The organism is Prevotella sp. P6B4 (assembly GCF_000619985.1).
Taxonomy (GTDB): Bacteria; Bacteroidota; Bacteroidia; order Bacteroidales; family Bacteroidaceae; genus Prevotella.
Genome location: NZ_JHVE01000002.1, coordinates 90324 through 106461 on the forward strand (window position 1 = coordinate 90324; position 16138 = coordinate 106461).

At 45.9% G+C, this 16138-nt stretch carries 10 protein-coding genes; 7 read left to right on the plus strand and 3 right to left on the minus strand.

Features of this window, described 5'->3' with window-relative positions:
* Nucleotides 1-7: 7 nt before the first annotated feature.
* Genes T491_RS16870 through T491_RS0101610 form a run of 3 tightly spaced genes read right to left on the minus strand, consistent with a single transcriptional unit; the run spans nucleotide 8 to nucleotide 4197 of the window.
* On the minus strand, nucleotides 8-2650 hold the full coding sequence (locus T491_RS16870; protein WP_051522910.1) for a hypothetical protein: 2643 nt from the start codon (nucleotides 2648-2650) through the stop codon (nucleotides 8-10).
* Between the two features lie 13 nt (nucleotides 2651-2663).
* Nucleotides 2664-3566, minus strand: coding sequence for a hypothetical protein (locus tag T491_RS15450; protein ID WP_155949988.1), 903 nt, complete (start codon nucleotides 3564-3566; stop codon nucleotides 2664-2666).
* 10 nt (nucleotides 3567-3576) lie between these two features.
* Nucleotides 3577-4197, minus strand: a complete 621-nt coding sequence (locus tag T491_RS0101610) for a hypothetical protein (RefSeq protein WP_028902327.1) — start codon at nucleotides 4195-4197, stop codon at nucleotides 3577-3579.
* A gap of 211 nt (nucleotides 4198-4408) precedes the next feature.
* On the opposite strand from T491_RS0101610, the gene T491_RS0101615 reads away from it, so the two are divergent.
* The 7 genes from T491_RS0101615 to T491_RS15455 all read left to right on the plus strand — a co-directional run bounded on the left by T491_RS0101615 (nucleotide 4409) and on the right by T491_RS15455 (nucleotide 16138).
* A complete protein-coding gene (locus T491_RS0101615; RefSeq protein WP_033149267.1) occupies nucleotides 4409-5056 on the plus strand; it encodes a hemolysin III family protein in 648 nt (215 codons plus the stop codon).
* A gap of 82 nt (nucleotides 5057-5138) precedes the next feature.
* Entirely contained in the window at nucleotides 5139-6644 is a 1506-nt protein-coding gene (locus T491_RS0101620; RefSeq protein WP_028902329.1) for a succinate CoA transferase, read from the plus strand.
* A 23-nt stretch (nucleotides 6645-6667) separates the two neighbouring features.
* Nucleotides 6668-8767: a PP2C family protein-serine/threonine phosphatase gene (locus tag T491_RS16875; protein ID WP_051522912.1), complete on the plus strand. Its 2100-nt coding sequence runs from the start codon at nucleotides 6668-6670 to the stop codon at nucleotides 8765-8767.
* A gap of 330 nt (nucleotides 8768-9097) precedes the next feature.
* Nucleotides 9098-10096: a LacI family DNA-binding transcriptional regulator gene (locus tag T491_RS0101630; protein ID WP_033149220.1), complete on the plus strand. Its 999-nt coding sequence runs from the start codon at nucleotides 9098-9100 to the stop codon at nucleotides 10094-10096.
* 35 nt (nucleotides 10097-10131) lie between these two features.
* The gene (locus T491_RS0101635) at nucleotides 10132-12678 is read left to right on the plus strand and encodes a glycoside hydrolase family 9 protein (protein ID WP_028902332.1); all 2547 of its coding nucleotides are present in this window, start codon (nucleotides 10132-10134) and stop codon (nucleotides 12676-12678) included.
* A 13-nt stretch (nucleotides 12679-12691) separates the two neighbouring features.
* Nucleotides 12692-13225, plus strand: a complete 534-nt coding sequence (locus T491_RS0101640; protein WP_028902333.1) for an ATP-binding protein — start codon at nucleotides 12692-12694, stop codon at nucleotides 13223-13225.
* A gap of 42 nt (nucleotides 13226-13267) precedes the next feature.
* On the plus strand, nucleotides 13268-16138 hold the full coding sequence (locus T491_RS15455) for a TonB-dependent receptor (protein WP_231480156.1): 2871 nt from the start codon (nucleotides 13268-13270) through the stop codon (nucleotides 16136-16138).

Sequence of the window (16138 nt, forward strand, 5' to 3'; positions counted from 1 at the left end):
GTTGGGTTTATCGCTTCAAAAGGATGACTTTTGCCTTGGAGTTGTCCATCTTACTCATGGTCTTCCCCACGTTGGCATTGTAATAAGTAGGATCGGCCACGGTGAACTTTCTGCCGTTGACCATAATGTAATCGCCTGCAACCTCTTCGTTATTGAAACAAATGGCGGTGTAGAGATGGCCTGGGTAGTAAACCAATACTGCGTCGAGGTCGAGCAGGTCGCGCACTAAGTGGGTGTACAGGATAGCGCGATCTTCACAGTCGCAGAATGGATAGAAAAGTGTCTCCTCTGCAAAGAAGGCGCGGTCGTGACCCCAAACCTTGTCGTCGTAACCATAGGTGAGTCCCATCTGAACCCAATTGAGTAACATGTTGGCAGCTCTGAGTTTGGGTAGAGTACCCAACTGCTGCTTGAGTTGTGGGTAAACTTTCTCGCTGATTTCAGGAGCTACTGGGGTGTTGGCGTAGTAAGCCCAGCGAGTCATCATGTCCTTACCGTCGTACGACGTGGGGTAGTCGTTGTAGAAATCTATCAGGTTTTTATTGAGCTGCATGTCAGCTTTTACGTTTACAAAGCGTGAGATGACGGTACGCTGCTCACCCAGATTCTTTTTCAATTCGGGCTGTTCGGCAATGCCTAACCCCATCTTCTGTTCGCCAGGGAAGGCTGCATCGCAAACGGTCAGTGTCTTGGCTTTGCAACCATCCATCAGATGGAATATCTTACCATCCGAAATCAGGTAGTTGCGATCGTAGGGGAAACCATCCATACTGGTCATGAGATGCATTTTGTTACCCTCCTCGAGGGCAAAGCGGATCTGATATCCCGACTGGTTCATGAGTACCCCCTGCATGAATACAGCCTCGTTAGTGCCTTTCCCGCAAGCCTCTTCTGAGATGTTCTGTAACATTTTATAATATGCCCAGTCACATAGCTTGTATTCTTTGCGGAGCTCCAAACAGTCGTGTACGAGGTTGTTATACCCCTTGGCTGTGAGTTCAAGGAAGGCATTTGAAAGCTCTTTTTTGCCGGTGCCCTTCAGTTTGAACTGCTTGGCGTTACCCCAGCGAACCTTCATTGGGGTACCGTAGAACTCAAAGCTGCTGGTGGCTGTGGCTTCGTCGTTCTCGACGATAGGCTGCTGAGGCTTTGGCTGTGGCTTTACTTCAACAACCACGGGTACTACAACAGCCTCGATAGGCTTACTCTTCTTTTCTATCTGTTTCTTTTTTTGCTCAGCCAGCTGACGGGCCTTCTCCTCTTGTTGCTTCTTTTTCTCAGCTAACAAGCGGGTCTTTTCTTCCTGCTGACGTTTCTTCTCTGCCAGCAGACGGGCCTGCTCTTCCTGCTTTTTCTTTTCGGCAGCTATGCGGGCCTGCTCCTCTTCTTGCTTTTTCTTTTCGGCAGCTATGCGAGCCTGTTCTTCTTCCTGCTTTTTCTTTTCAGCGGCTATGCGGGCCTGCTCCTCTTCCTGCTTTTTCTTTTCGGCAGCTAAACGAGCCTGCTCTTCTTCCTGTTGGCGCTTCTGTTCGCTCAATAGGCGTGCTTTCTCCTCTTGTTGTTTGCGCTTTTCCTCTAACAGACGAGCCTTCTCTTCTTGTTTCTTCTGTTTTTCTTCCAGAAGTCGGGCTTGTTCTTCTTGTTTGCGCTGTTTCTCGGCCAACAATTGCTGCTGACGCTCTTGCTCCTTCTGTTTGGCGAGAGCCTGACGCTCCTGCTCTTCTTGCTTCTTCTTCTCTGCTAACAGTTTGGCCAACTCGGCTTTCTTCTGCTGTTTCTCCAGTTCCTTTTGCTGCTCCTCCTGTTTCTTTTTCAGGTCGGCCAAGCGCTTTAACTCTTGCTCTTGTTTCTTCTTCTCAGCTAATAGCTTGGCTTGTTCCTCCTCTTGTTTTTTCTTCTCAGCCGCAATACGGGCCTTTTCCTCCTGCTGAGCTTTCTTCTCGGCAGCTAAGCGGGCTTGTTCTTCTTCGCGGGCTTTCTTCTCGGCGGCCAAACGGGCTTGTTCTTCCTCCTGTTGTTTCTTCTTAGCTGCCAATTGGGCCTGCTTTTCTTCCTGCTTCTTCTTTTCGGCAGCTAACTTGGCTAAGATATCTTCCTGTTTCTTTTTTTCGGCTGCTAGTCGAGCTAACTCTTCCTCTTGTTTTTTCTTCTCAGCAGCAAGTCGTGCTAGCTCTTCTTCCTGCTTCTTCTTCTCTGCAGCGAGTCGGGCTTGTTCCTCTTCGTGCTTTTTCTGCTCTTCTAAGAGTTTCTTTTGTTCGGCTTCGCGTTTCTGTTGCTCTTCGGCCAATTTCTGCTCCTCTTCTTGTTGACGGAGCTCCTCAAGATAGTCTTCATCTTGGTTTTTATCGTATTCAATAGGCTTGATATCGTCCTCCTTTGGGTGGTCGACAGCTTTTTCGATGTCAAAATCCTTCCAAGCTTTTTCCATGAAGGCGGCATACTTCTTGTTCACGCTGTCGCGGAAAGCCTCGTACTTGCGGTTGGTTTCCTTTACGAAATCGTCGTAATTCAGCTTCTGACGGCTGTTGACCTGCTGTCTCAGGCTGCCCCGCTGGTGCTGGGTTTGTTGTCTTTGCGGTCTCTGGGCCTGTGCTTCGGCCAAGCCAATGAGTAGCATCATGATGAGTAAGGTGAACGAAAGCTTTTTCATATCTTTTATTGTTTTAGTTATTTTCTATTCGAATAGGGATGCGCTTTACCTGCATCTGTTCGTCCTTCTGCTGATATTTTGTCAGCCAGGCATTAAATTCCTTGTAACTTAATGAACTTGGAATAATCAAGGTGTCAGTCAGTTTCTGCTGACCTACCTTAGAACTGATTTTTGCATAGTTGTTAGGTGAGAAGATGACGTAAAGGTCGTTGTATTCTTCTGTATTTTCATCGGCACAGGTTAATGTTAGTTCGTCAACAGCACCATCTTCTGGTCCAGCTTTAGTTTCAGAGAATAGATAATATTCTTTGTCATGAGTGATGGCAAACGACCCCTTGCCTGAACTTTGATAGGGAAGCAAGCTGAAAACTTGATTACTCTGGATATCAAACAGGAACACTGTCAGATAGCCATCGACTGGTGATTGAAAATATAGGTAGAAGTCGTCGCCGCTTTTGAACGTGGTGGCTTCGTCTCCCTTGTCAGGATGCCGGCGAAGGGGTTTGGCGTCGAATTCTACGCCGGCGGCAACCAATTCTCTGATCTTGCCTTTGACGGTCACCTTCAGAAAATCGCGGCCGTTTTCCATTACGCGCTCGAATTTCGGCTCATTCACATCGCCCAGCCATACACCTCTTACCTGATCACTTGTCATGGAGTGGAATGATGTACTCGACTGACCGTTGATGTTCGTTACGCCAGTCACATTGACACTTCCCACAGTGAGGCCGAACTCGCTCTCGATGGCGTCATTCTGCGCCTTGACAAGGGCAATACGTTTGGCTTGTTCAAGTGAAAGGTTGGCGGGTATCTCATAGAGATAACTGGCCTCGACCGTTTTCACTTTACCTTTCTCCTGAGCGCTACTGCATAGCGCCCAGGAGAATATGGTGATCAGTATGAGTAATTGCTTCATATACTGTTATTTATTCCTGATTCTTAAGTTTCTCGACATCTTTCAGCAAATTGTCGCGACGTGCTCTCTGAAGAGCGGCTTTGGCCAGTTTTTCAACATTTTCTGACGAAATAGCCTGGATAATCAGAACTTCAGTATTTCCGTTTGACAATTTACGGAAGCATTCCATTAGAGTGATGGGGCGCTTGATAGACTGATCGACGCTACGACCTTCACGGGCCATGATAGTCTTAGCAACAGATTCAGCCTCGTCGTTGCCATATTGTTCGTTGGCTAGGTCTTCAGAAATAGTTGTTGATACTTGGGTTGTCAACTTGTTGGCTATTTCGCCTCTTGAGAATGATAGGGCTTGAGTTCTGGCAGCATCATAAATGGTACCTATGCTACGGCCTTCACCAGTGATCCATGCCTCGCCGCCAGAAGAATCTCTTTCCAGTCTGGCCTCAAATGCCTTTGTAACCTGAGTCTCCAGAGGTAACTGACCAGGGTTGACCTGCCATCCTTGTGACTTGTACTCTTTTACAGATTTCTTGAGCAGCTTCTGGTCAGCCTTGCTCAGGTTCTGAGCACCTACACTTGCCGATACGGCAAACAGCATGAATAATGCTGCGAAAATCTTAATAGCTTTCATAATTAGAAATTGTTTAAGTTGTGAATAACTGAATTATCTTGTCTCGTAATATTTTGAGTTTGGGGTCAATACGTGGGGCAAAAATATGAAAAATATCCGAAAGTTCCAAATAATTCGCCTTTTTTTTCCGTGTAAAGTTAAAAAAAGTTGCAAAATGGCTTTAAGTCTCAATTTAAGTTACTATCTTTGTACCATCTCATTAGATAGTGTTATGATAAGATATACAAAAAAAGAAGAAATATGGAATGCGTCATCGCACGGCGGGGGCATCCTGCTGGGTGTGGTGTTTGGCATTATTTTTCTTATTTGGTGTTTTCAGACCGATAACAATTGGGCTCGCTGGGGCGTCATTCTCTATTTGTTTGGTATGCTGGGGTCATACATTGCTTCTACACTCTATCATTCGATAAAACATCATTCCAAGTGGAAGGAGCGCCTCAGAAAATGGGATCATGCCGCTATTTACTGGCATATTGCCGGCTCGTATTCACCTCTCACGCTGGTAGCACTTCGTGAACAAGGCTATTGGGGATGGGGGCTGTTCTGCTTTGTATGGGCTTGTGCCATTGCTGGTACAATCATCAGTTTTATCCATTTAAAGGAGCATTCCAATGTTGAAACATTCTGCTTTGTCGGCATGGGATTAAGTGTGCTTGTTGCCTTCAAACCTTTGATTGATTCGGTGTCGACGGCAGCTGTTATTTGGATTGTTGCCGAAGGTGTTAGCTACATCACTGGCGCCGTTTTTTATTCTTTGAATAAGACCAAATATATGCATTCCGTATTCCACTTTTTTGTGCTCGCAGGCAGTGTTTGTCACATCATTGCCGTGTGGGATGTGTTGATGGAGTACTTATAATGGTTAAAAGTTGAGCCGTTTTTTTGGTGGTTTCGCCAAAATGATGTAAATTTGCACCCAAATTTGCAAATTTTGGTCTATTATGTCGTATACACGTTTGACTGCTGCCGAGGCTGCAGCGCTGATTAAGAATGGCGAGAATATCGCTATGAGTGGCTTTACACCTGCAGGTGTGGCTAAAGCAACAACAAAAGAACTAGCTAAGATTGCGGTTGCCGAACACGAGGCTGGTCGCGAGTTTAAAGTGGGTATTTTTACTGGTGCTTCAACTGGACAGAGTACTGATGGAGATCTGGCTAATGCTCAGGCGATCAAGTATCGTGCTCCTTATACCACAAACCCTGATTTCCGTAAGCACGTTAATTTGGGTGAGATTCCTTATAACGATCTTCATCTGAGTCATATGGCACAGGAGCTTCGTTATGGATTTTATGGCGATGTGGACTGGGCCATCCTCGAAGTCTGTGATATTGAAGAAGTAGGTAACGATTATCATGTATACCTGACTGCTGCCGGCGGTATCTCTCCCACAGCAGCTCGTTTGGCCAAAAAGGTAATTTTGGAATTGAATGCTTTCCATAATCCTAATGCCAAGTTTATTCACGACGTATATGAACCATTGGATCCTCCTTACCGCAAGCCTATCATGATTGAAAAGGTAAACGATCGTATCGGTGTTCCTTATGTGTCAATCCCCAAGGACAAAGTGGTCGGTGTGGTAGAGTGTAACATCCCTGACGAGGCTCGTGCTTTCAAGGATAGTGACCCAGTAACCGATAAGATTGGTTTCCTGACTGCAGAGTTCTTGGTAGAAGAAATGCACAAAGGTCGTATCCCCAAGGAGTTCTTGCCTCTCCAGAGCGGTGTGGGTTCTACAGCAAATGCTATTTTGGGTGCTTTGGGTGAGGACAAACATGTACCGAACTTCAATATCTATACCGAGGTTATTCAGAACTCAGTCATCGAGATGATGCTGAACGGTCGTGTAAAAGATGCTTCTGCTTGTTCACTGACAGTATCGAACGAGTGTTTGATGCAGGTTTACGACAATATGGACTATATGAAGCAGCACCTGACACTGCGCCAGAGTGAGATTTCAAACTCACCCGAGGTGATACGTCGACTGGGTGTGATTGCTATTAATACAGCTATCGAAGCCGACCTCTATGGAAATGTGAACTCGACCCATATCAGCGGCGTGAAGATGATGAATGGTATCGGTGGTAGCGGCGACTTTATCCGTAACGCCTATCTCTCGATTTTCACTTGTCCTTCCATCGCTAAGGGTGGCGTCATCAGTTCTATCGTGCCCTTCGTTAGCCATCAGGACTCTTCGGAGCATGATGTCAATATCATCGTTACTGAACAGGGTGTTGCCGACCTTCGTGGTAAGAGCCCCGCACAACGTGCCGAGTGTATCATTGAGAACTGTGCACACCCCGATTATAAACAGCTGTTGTGGGATTACCTTAAGATATCTAAGATGGGACAAACACGACACAACCTCACAGCTGCATTTGCCATGCATGACACACTGGCTCGTAAGGGCGACATGAAACTGACAGACTTTGCTGAATATTTAAAATAAAAGAATAAAAATAACAAAAGGTAATGGGAAAACTGAAACAATGGTGTTTAGGGATAGCTGTCCTCCTGGTAATCGCCTTCGTTGCTTCGTGTGGAAGTAAGGATGACCGCTCTTGGAAAGGTAGTGGCAAGAACTCTGCTAAGGACTCAGTGAAGATGAATCTGATTGACAGCATGGTCTTAAAAGCTGAAAACGCGAAAGACTATGATCGCAAGTTCTTCTTGGCAGACAGTTTGGAGAAAACAGGAGATATCAGCATGGTCAGAGCTAACTATTTGCGTGGTTCGGCCTTGAATAGCCAGAAAAGAAAAGGCGAAGCTGAGGTCTATTATAAGAAGGCGCTGAGCGTTGAGCATTTGGACGATAAGGATTTGATTCCCTATAGCCGTGCGGCAAGAACTCTTGCTCAATCGCTTTCTGTTAAGAACGACTATGAAGCAACCTTGCGTGTGGCTATGCCTGCCGTTGAAAAATTGGAGGGACGTGATAAGGCTCAGTCTCGTGATTTGGCTGTGCTCTATTACGTGATTGGCTCAGCACAGATGTATCTTGGTCACGACAAGGATGCTGCGCAGAGTTATGAGAATGCCTTTAATCACTATTTGACTTCAATTTCGAAGAAAGATACCAATGGTTCGCGTATCCGTTCAGCTATTCTCGGTGTTAACAATATCACAGTAGCCTGTCTTAATACCCAACATTATAAAGAGGGTAAGAAGTGGAATGATCGCACCGATTCGTTGCTCTATGTTTATCGCTTGCGTCCGGATGCTGACGCTGATTTCTGTGATCGCTATCGTGCGCGTATCCGTTTGTTCAATGCCCTGACTTCTTATGACGCAGGTCGTCATGCAGAGGCAGAAGCAGCTTTCGCAGGCTTCCTGAAAACAGATTATGCTCAAACTGAACAGGGACAATTGGATGCTAATGACTATCTGATGATAGCGCATCGTTATGATGAGGCTGCCAAGAACTTCCGTACACTCGACCATTGGATAAAATTCCGTGGCATGAAGATGACACTTGATAATATCAGCATGTATCTCATTCCGAAGTATCGTGCTAATATTGGTGCAGGTCATAGAGATTCTGCCTTATATGTGGCTACACAGATCTGCAATGCATATGATTCGGCTTTGGTTTGGTCAAAGCGTGATGATACAGCCGAAATGGCTACTATCTACGAGACCCATCAGAAGGAGGAGGAGCTGCAGCGCAGTCAGTGGGAGATAGAGAAACGTGGACACGAGATGTTCCGTCAGCGTCTTATCAGCCTCGGTATTGGTTTTGTTCTGTTGGCAGGTTTCTTGGGCTTCTATGTGATTCATAAGCGTAAGGCGTTCAATCTGTTGCAGGAAGCCTATGGACAGCTGGAGGAGGCGACAACAGCCCGTGAACGTATTGAGAGTGAGCTTCGTATCGCGCGCGACATCCAGATGTCGATGATTCCTGCAGCCAATTTGGAAAGCGAGGGATTGGATCTCTTTGCGTCGATGACTCCTGCTAAGGAAGTCGGAGGTGACCTCTACGACTATTTCATGGAGAAGGATCATCTCTACTTTGCTATCGGCGATGTATCGGGTAAGGGTGTACCTGCTTCGCTCTTCATGGCACAGGTTATCCGTCTGTTCCGTGCTATGGCAAAACATCACTATTCTCCTGCAGAGATATGTAATCGTATCAACGACGAGTTGACCGAGAATAACGAGAACGGCATGTTTATCACCATGTTTATTGGTCTGGTGGATTTGACTACAGGTCGTCTCGATTTCTGTAATGCAGGTCATAATCCTCCAGTACTTGGAGGTGATGCTGATGGTGGTAACTTCCTCAAGATGATTCCAAATGCGCCTATCGGTTTGTGGCAGGGGATTGAGTACGAAGGCGAGTGCATTGATAGCATCAAGGGTAAACCGCTCTTTATCTATACCGATGGCCTGAACGAAGCTGAGAATCCTGATTTGGTTCGTTTTGGTGACGACCATATGCTTGATGTGCTTCGTGAAACGAAATTTGTTAATGCCATGCAGGTGGTTGAGACCTTGAAACGTCAGGTTGAGGAGCACCGTAAGGGAGCTGATCCTAACGATGACTTGACCATGATGTGTCTGAAGGTTGGATAAGTTTACCTTAAAATATAGGAAATATACCGCAACGCGTTGCGGTATATTTTTTGTACATATGTATTCCTGGTTTCGCTTTTTTTTCTTTAATTTGTAGCACGATTACAACACAGGAATATTAGATATTGCCCGTTTGATGATACTACAGTATAGCGTATTTATATTGCATATCATTGAATACAGTAGTGAAGTAGCGCCATTGACTTGTGAAAGTTGGTGGCGTTATAATTAGTAATTTACGCAACCCGTTGCGCAACATTTTCCTGATTGTTGCGTTCTGTTTTTGAGTAAAAATGTTACTTTTGTAGAGCTAACAAAACTATATTACAGATGAAACGGATATCACAGCGGGAAATCGCTAATTTATTAGGAGTAAACGTCTCTACCGTATCGCGTGCATTACGCGGTTTGGAGGGAGTCAGTACCGAACTTCGTCAAAAAATCCTGCATTTGGCCAAAGAACAGGGCTATCGTCCTAATCCATTTGCCGTTAGTCTTCGTTATGATACAACAAGAACGATAGGTATCATTGTGCCTGATGTTTCGTTCAATCATTTTGCCCATATCGTGAAGCGTATCGAGGCTGAGGCCCGAAAAGAAGGCTACATGTGCATTATTACTGATACGGATGATAAATACGAAAACGAGAAATACTGTTTGGAGTTGTTGGTAAATATGCATGTAGAAGGCATTATCATGTGTTTGTCGCAAGAGACAACCGACTATGCCCATATACAGCGATTGAGAAAGATACATATGCCAGTTGTCTTGTTTGATAGAGATGCGGATATAGATATTTCGTCGGTCGTTATCAACGATGCTGATTCCGCTCGTAAGATCACCAACTATCTTGTTGACAGAGGGGCTCAAAGGATTGCTTTTTTGGGTGGCCCTAACAAACTGAAGCAAACTTCTGATCGCAAGCATGGCTATCTTGAAGCGCTGCATGAACGGAATATACCCGTCAGAAAGAACCTGGTGAAATGTAACTATTTTAGCTATAACTCCGGATTGACCGATACATTGGAACTGCTGGATTTACCCGAACCTCCTGATGCAATTATCGCTACTCACGGCTTATTGGTCACGTCGGCTATGAAGGCTGTAGAGAGTAGAGGTTTGCGTATTCCTGAAGACGTTTCAATCATTGGCTATATGAGCGACTGGGTGTCGGATGTTGCATCGCCCCGTGTGTCATTTGTGAAGCAGAATCAGAAGGAGATAGGTCTGAAAGCCTTCAAGTTACTGTTCGATCAGATGAATGGTGATACTTGTGTACAGCATGTCATTGTGAAAGCGCGTTTTGAAGTTAGAGACAGCACCCGATAAACAATCAGAATAATAAAATAGAAAACGCTGGGTTTATGAAGAACTTATTATCACTATTAACGCTGCTTACTGTACCTGTGTTTCTACAGGCACAGGGCCTGAAACTGAACGATCGTGAGTATTTTGAAAGACAAGGGGTCAACGTCTTGGTTTTCAGCAATGATTTCAATGGAGGTTTCAATGATGAGAAGAATTCGGGAATAGAGATTATCCATCATGGAGTCCGGACCGTTCAGGGAGGTGCAGTCCGCCTGAATAACACTCCAGAGCAATGGGATCTGGTTCCCAAGATTATTGCCCGCAAGGTGGATCGTGAGAAGGGAAGTATAGAGGTTGTGATGCGCTATGACGACTACGATTTCGATAGTAGGGTAGTAGTGACCGCCAAGGGGCGTGCCGTAGAAATCGCCGTTTGGCTTGATAAGCCTGTGCCAGAGAAGTTGGCTGGTGAGGCAGGTTTTAACTTGGAATTCCTGCCCTCTCAGTATTGGTTGAAGACATATCGTGTAGATGGCCGGTTGGGACGTCTGCCTCGTTATGCAACCAGTCAGACCATAACCCGTCCGAATAACGAGAAACCACGCCAGTTTAAGGGATTTAAGACGTACGATGATCGTGGTACCGATTGCTTTATTGATCCGTTGCCGATAGAGACAGGTCATCAGATAACGCTTGCTACCGACCAGCCTGAGCGTATGGTCAGTATCAGCAGTAGTGATGCAGAACTTAAATTGTACGATGGACGTGTTCTTGCCCAGAATGGGTGGTATGTCCTGCGTAGTGAGTTGCCTTCGGGAAAAACTGGAAAGGTTGTTACGTGGCTGGTAGAACCTTATGCTATTCCTGGTTGGATTCGTGAGCCCAACATCGGTTTCTCGCAAGTAGGCTATACCCCAGAACAGCCCAAGGTGGCTGTTATCGAATTGGATAAGAACGATCATCCCGAATCATCTGCAGTTCTGATGCGTATGAAGGACGATGGTACAACGGAACAGGCCTTTGTTGGGGAAGTCAAGAACTGGGGACCTTATTATAAATATAATTATGTGAAGTTCGATTTCTCATCAGTATGTCAGCCAGGAGTGTACTATATTCAGTATGGTAACACTCGAAGTAATGATTTCCTTATCGATAAGCACGTTTATGATAAGATTACTGATGCGACTACTGATGTATGGGTTCCTATCCACATGAACCACATGTACGTGAATGAGGGCTATCGTACCTGGCATGGCGAACCCTTTAAGGAAGGCTATCTGCAGGCACCACCAAGCGATCACTTCGATTTGCACCGACAGGGTGAGACCACTGATACCAAATACAAGCCTTTGGAACTGATTCCTGGACTGAATGTCGGTGGATTCTTTGATGCTGGAGACTTTGACATAGAAACAGGTTCGAACATCAATGTGGTACAGAATTTTATCCGCACTTGGGAGCTTTTCAAACCTCAGCGCGATGAGACCTTCGTCAGCCAGCAGCAGCGCTATGTGGATTTGCATCGTCCTGATGGAGTGCCCGATATCCTGCAGTTTATAGAGCATGGTACACTGAACCTTGTGGCTCAGGCAGAACAGATTGGGCATATGGCTTCTACACTTTCTAATTCGGTACTGGATAATTATCATCATCTGGGTGATGCGGCCTCGATTACCGATGGCTTGCATTACGATCCGAGTCTGAAACCCTATGAGGTGTCGGCCGATGGAAAACGGAGTGGAACGCCCGATGATATGTGGGCTTTCACCACCCGCAGTCCTCAACTCGATCAGCGTGCAGCCACCATGTTTGCTGCCGCCAGTCATGCCCTGAAGGGCTATAATGATGAGCTCGCGGCACGTGCGCTCGCCCAATCGAAGCGTTTGAAGAAGGAAGCAGATGAACTGCTTAAGAAAACTGCAACCGATAGCCAGATGGAGGCTGACTTCAGTTGGCTGGGTGGAGGAGAACAGGGTGATATGGCCACTAATCTCCAACTCTATGGCGCTACTGGGGAGAAACAGTATCTTGTTAGCTTTGAGAAACAGATATGGAAGGCGCTCGACCACAACGTGGCATTTAGTATGCAGACCGCTCTTGATGCTGTGCGCTATATGAACGAGGCCTACAAAAAGAAGTTGCGTCCCTACGTAGAAAAGTACAATGCTTATATCAAGAGTTTCGATCAGCAGAATCCTTATGGCGTACCCATCGGCTTGGGTAACTGGGCTGGAGTCAACATGGTGCTTAATTTCGGTATCACCGTCAACTACGCTCATATTTACTTCCCCGATATTGTCAGAAAGGACGAAGTGTATCGTGTCGCCAATTGGCTTTACGGCTGTCATCCTTATCATAACTATTCGTTTGTGGCTGTTGTAGGAGCTGCTCGTCCTAAGCAGGTGTTCTACGGGAACAACCGTGCCGACTTCTCGTTTATTCCTGGTAATGTGGCTCCTGGCTTACTGTTCCGCAAACCCGATCATTTTGAGAACTATGATGACTGGCCATTCCTTTGGGGCCAGAACGAGGGTACCATTGCCGGCAATACACAGTATGTCATCTTTGGTTCATCCTTTAAAAATATTGTCACTCCTAAATAAGTGTGCTGTATCAATGACTTTATTCCATAGAATCCGCAGTTCATTCACCACCCAGCTCACACTTTGGGTGGCTGGATTTGTTATTGTAATCTATGGGGTAGTCATCTTCCTGTTAGTCCGTTTTTCGCAACAGGTGGTGATAGCCGAAACTATCGAAACCACCATGCAGGCACTCGAGAATACTGCTCTGAGGATAGATAATACACTTCGACAGGCAGAAATGACGGCCTTTCTCGAACATCGCACTTTTGCAGTTGACCAGAAACTGGTAGAACGACTGATCAAGGAGAATCGATATTTTGAGAGTTTTATCCAGTCGCTTTCCCATGCCCAATTAGTTGTCTCTGCTGATAATGATGGTCCGCTTAGCAGCTATATCGTTGAGGCAGATGAGCGCAAATCGGCTTTCATTCCCTGTCGGTTCACTTCTGAGGGTTTCATTAAGCTATCCGTCAGCAAGAACGAGACGCACGTTCAGTTTGCCATTGCTGATACGGGCATGGGCATTCCATTTGACAAACGCGATACCATCTTTGTCCCATTTTAACAAAACAATATGCAATACAAAAAACTATTTTTTATATTTTTAATGATCCAGTTTTTCCTCTCTACTTGGGCACAGCCTGAACCAGAGGATCGTAAACTTACTGTACGTGGCCAGTTACTTGATGCAGAATTGAAAGAACCCATGATGCAGGCTACCATCCAGCTTTTTACCGCCTCTGATAGTACTTTTGTTGGCGGAACGGTTAGTAATGACCATGGGAATTTTTTTATTGTGGCTCCTCGTAATGGCACCTACAGATTGCGGATATCGTCGGTGGGATATCTCACCATCGAACGAGAGATTACCTTACGACGTAACGAGAATCAGGATATCGGCAATCTGTTGATGGAGTCTGAGAGTATTATGCTGCAAGAGGCTGTGATAACAGGTCGTGCTGCACAAGTTATTGTAAAGAAAGACACACTTGTCTATAATCCCGAGGCATATCGTACACCTGAAGGTTCGCCTATCGAGGAACTGATTAAGCGTATCCCCGGTGCCGAGGTCGATGAGGATGGTAATATCACCATCAATGGCAAGGAGGTCAAGAAAATCCTGATTGATGGCAAAGAGTTTATGTTGGGCGATGTAGAGACGGCTCTGAAGAATATACCCGTTAATATCATTCAGAACATGAAGTTCTATGACCAGCAGAGTGATCAGGCCCGTATTACAGGTATCGAAGACGGTGAGAAAGAAACGGTGTTAGACTTCTCAATAAAGAAAGGTATGAACCGTGGCTTTATGACCAACCTCGACTTGGCTGGTGGAACCAAGCACCGCTATGCTTCACGTGGAATGGGAAGTATGTTCACTGATAAGGTACGCTTTGTCTTATTAGGCAATTTCAATAATAAAGAAGAGAATGCAGGTTGGTGGAATCGCCGTGGACTGAATGCCCGGAAGATGTTGGGCTCTAATTTCAACTTCGATAACGATACCGTAAAATTCGATGCCAGCATCCGCTGGAACCATCGCGGTGGCGATAATCAAACCGAGAATGCTAAGGAGGATTTCTATAGCGAGGGTAGTACCTTTTCAAATACCCTTACTGCCAATTACACCCGTAGCAACAACTGGTGGGGTAATATGCGCTTTGAGTGGAAACCCGATAGTCTGACTAATATCCTTGTTCGTGCCAACGGCAGCTATGGTACCAACGATGGAACAACCCAGTCGGTAGCAGCAACTTTCGATGCCGACCCTTATCTGTATGTAGCCGATCCTCTGAATCAGCTCTCATCGCTTGGCCCCTATCTGATAAACCATAATCTGAATGCCAATCTGACCTATAGCGAGAACAAAAACGCCTGGGCTATGATGCAGTTGTATCGTCGATTGAATTCACGCGGGCGCAATATCATCTTGCGCTTGGAAGGCAGTGTTGGCAATAGCGAAAGCCAGAATGTGAGCGACAATGAGGTCCGTCTTTTCCGTAAACAGGATCAATATGGAAATGATTCTACATACTATACGGCTCGCTATAATACCACACCGACCGACAATTACGACTATGTGGTACGTACTTCGTATAGCGAACCGCTGTGGAAGGGAGCACATCTGCAGTTAAGTTACGAACTGCGATATAGCCGGAACAAGAGCGACCGTCTGACTTACGACTTTAGTGATTTGCCACAGAATATCTTTGCGGATGTTACCCCTGAGTATCGCACCTGGGATCCTTGGCTTCATAGCGTCTATCCTACGCTCGATAACTATCTTGAGCGTGATCTCAGTCGTTATTCAGAGTATAAGAACTATACTCACAATATGCGTGTTAATCTGCGTCACCATGAGGAGAAGTATGATTATAACATCGGTTTCCTGGTTCAGCCGCAGCACTCAAACTTTATTCAGAACTATCGTGGTGTCTATGTAGATACTGTGCGTCAGGTAACAAATCTCACACCGACATTCGATTTCCATTATAAGTTCAGCGATCAGAGTAATCTGTGGTTACATTATCGTGGTGATACCCGTCAGCCAGAGATGACGCAGCTGCTCGACATCACCGACGACTCCAATCCACTCTATATCACTAAGGGTAATCCTGGTTTGAAACCACAGTTCACCAACTCGCTTAATGGTTACTATAATAACTATATTGTCCGCTATAAGCGTAGCATCGTGGTCTATGCCAATTATCGTCATGTCCGCAATGCCATCTCTAACATGGTCCGCTATAACCCGGAAACAGGTGGTAGCGAAACCCGTCCGGAGAACATCAATGGCAACTGGAATGTGAATGCTGGTGTCACCTTTAATACTGCGCTCGACAGTACTGCTCATTGGAATGTAGGTGCCGATACGCGTGTTCGCTATAATAATCTGGTGAGTTATGTGGCTCAGGATAAGGCCGATGCAGCCAAAAACACCACTCGCACTACTAATCTGAACGAGCGACTCTCGCTGGGCTATCGCAATGACTGGCTGGAGATTTCCCTGGATGGTCAGCTCAATTATCAGCACTCGCGTAATGAACTGCAACCTACTGCCAATCTCGATACCTGGCAATTCAATTATGGTGGACAGTTCCTGGTTCGACTGCCGTCAGGATTTGAAATCAGCAGTAACTTTCATGAGCGCAGTCGTCGAGGTTATAACGACTCGTCGATGAACACCAACGAGTTTCTTTGGAATGGACAGGTGTCTAAGGCTTTTCTGAAGTCAAAATCGCTCATTGTAGCATTGAATTTCTATGATCTGTTAGGCCAGCAGAGCAACTATGAGCGCTGGGTCAACGCCACAGGCCGCAGCGATACCCGTTATAACAGCATCAACTCGTATGCCATGCTTCATGTGCGTTATCGTATCAATATGTTCGGTGGAAAGATTGACACCGATGGACGTTACGATAAGAAGTGGGGTGGCCGCGATAACCGTGGTGGCTACCGTGGTGGTTGGCGGAGATAG

Bases quoted from the DNA above. Each gene is read 5' to 3' on its own strand.
- T491_RS16870 (WP_051522910.1), bottom strand. From the start codon at position 2,650: ATGAAAAAGCTTTCGTTCACCTTACTCATCATGATGCTACTCATTGGC.
- T491_RS15450 (WP_155949988.1), bottom strand. From the start codon at position 3,566: ATGAAGCAATTACTCATACTGATCACCATATTCTCCTGGGCGCTATGC.
- T491_RS0101610 (WP_028902327.1), bottom strand. From the start codon at position 4,197: ATGAAAGCTATTAAGATTTTCGCAGCATTATTCATGCTGTTTGCCGTA.
- T491_RS0101615 (WP_033149267.1), top strand. From the start codon at position 4,409: ATGATAAGATATACAAAAAAAGAAGAAATATGGAATGCGTCATCGCAC.
- T491_RS0101620 (WP_028902329.1), top strand. From the start codon at position 5,139: ATGTCGTATACACGTTTGACTGCTGCCGAGGCTGCAGCGCTGATTAAG.
- T491_RS16875 (WP_051522912.1), top strand. From the start codon at position 6,668: ATGGGAAAACTGAAACAATGGTGTTTAGGGATAGCTGTCCTCCTGGTA.
- T491_RS0101630 (WP_033149220.1), top strand. From the start codon at position 9,098: ATGAAACGGATATCACAGCGGGAAATCGCTAATTTATTAGGAGTAAAC.
- T491_RS0101635 (WP_028902332.1), top strand. From the start codon at position 10,132: ATGAAGAACTTATTATCACTATTAACGCTGCTTACTGTACCTGTGTTT.
- T491_RS0101640 (WP_028902333.1), top strand. From the start codon at position 12,692: ATGACTTTATTCCATAGAATCCGCAGTTCATTCACCACCCAGCTCACA.
- T491_RS15455 (WP_231480156.1), top strand. From the start codon at position 13,268: ATGATCCAGTTTTTCCTCTCTACTTGGGCACAGCCTGAACCAGAGGAT.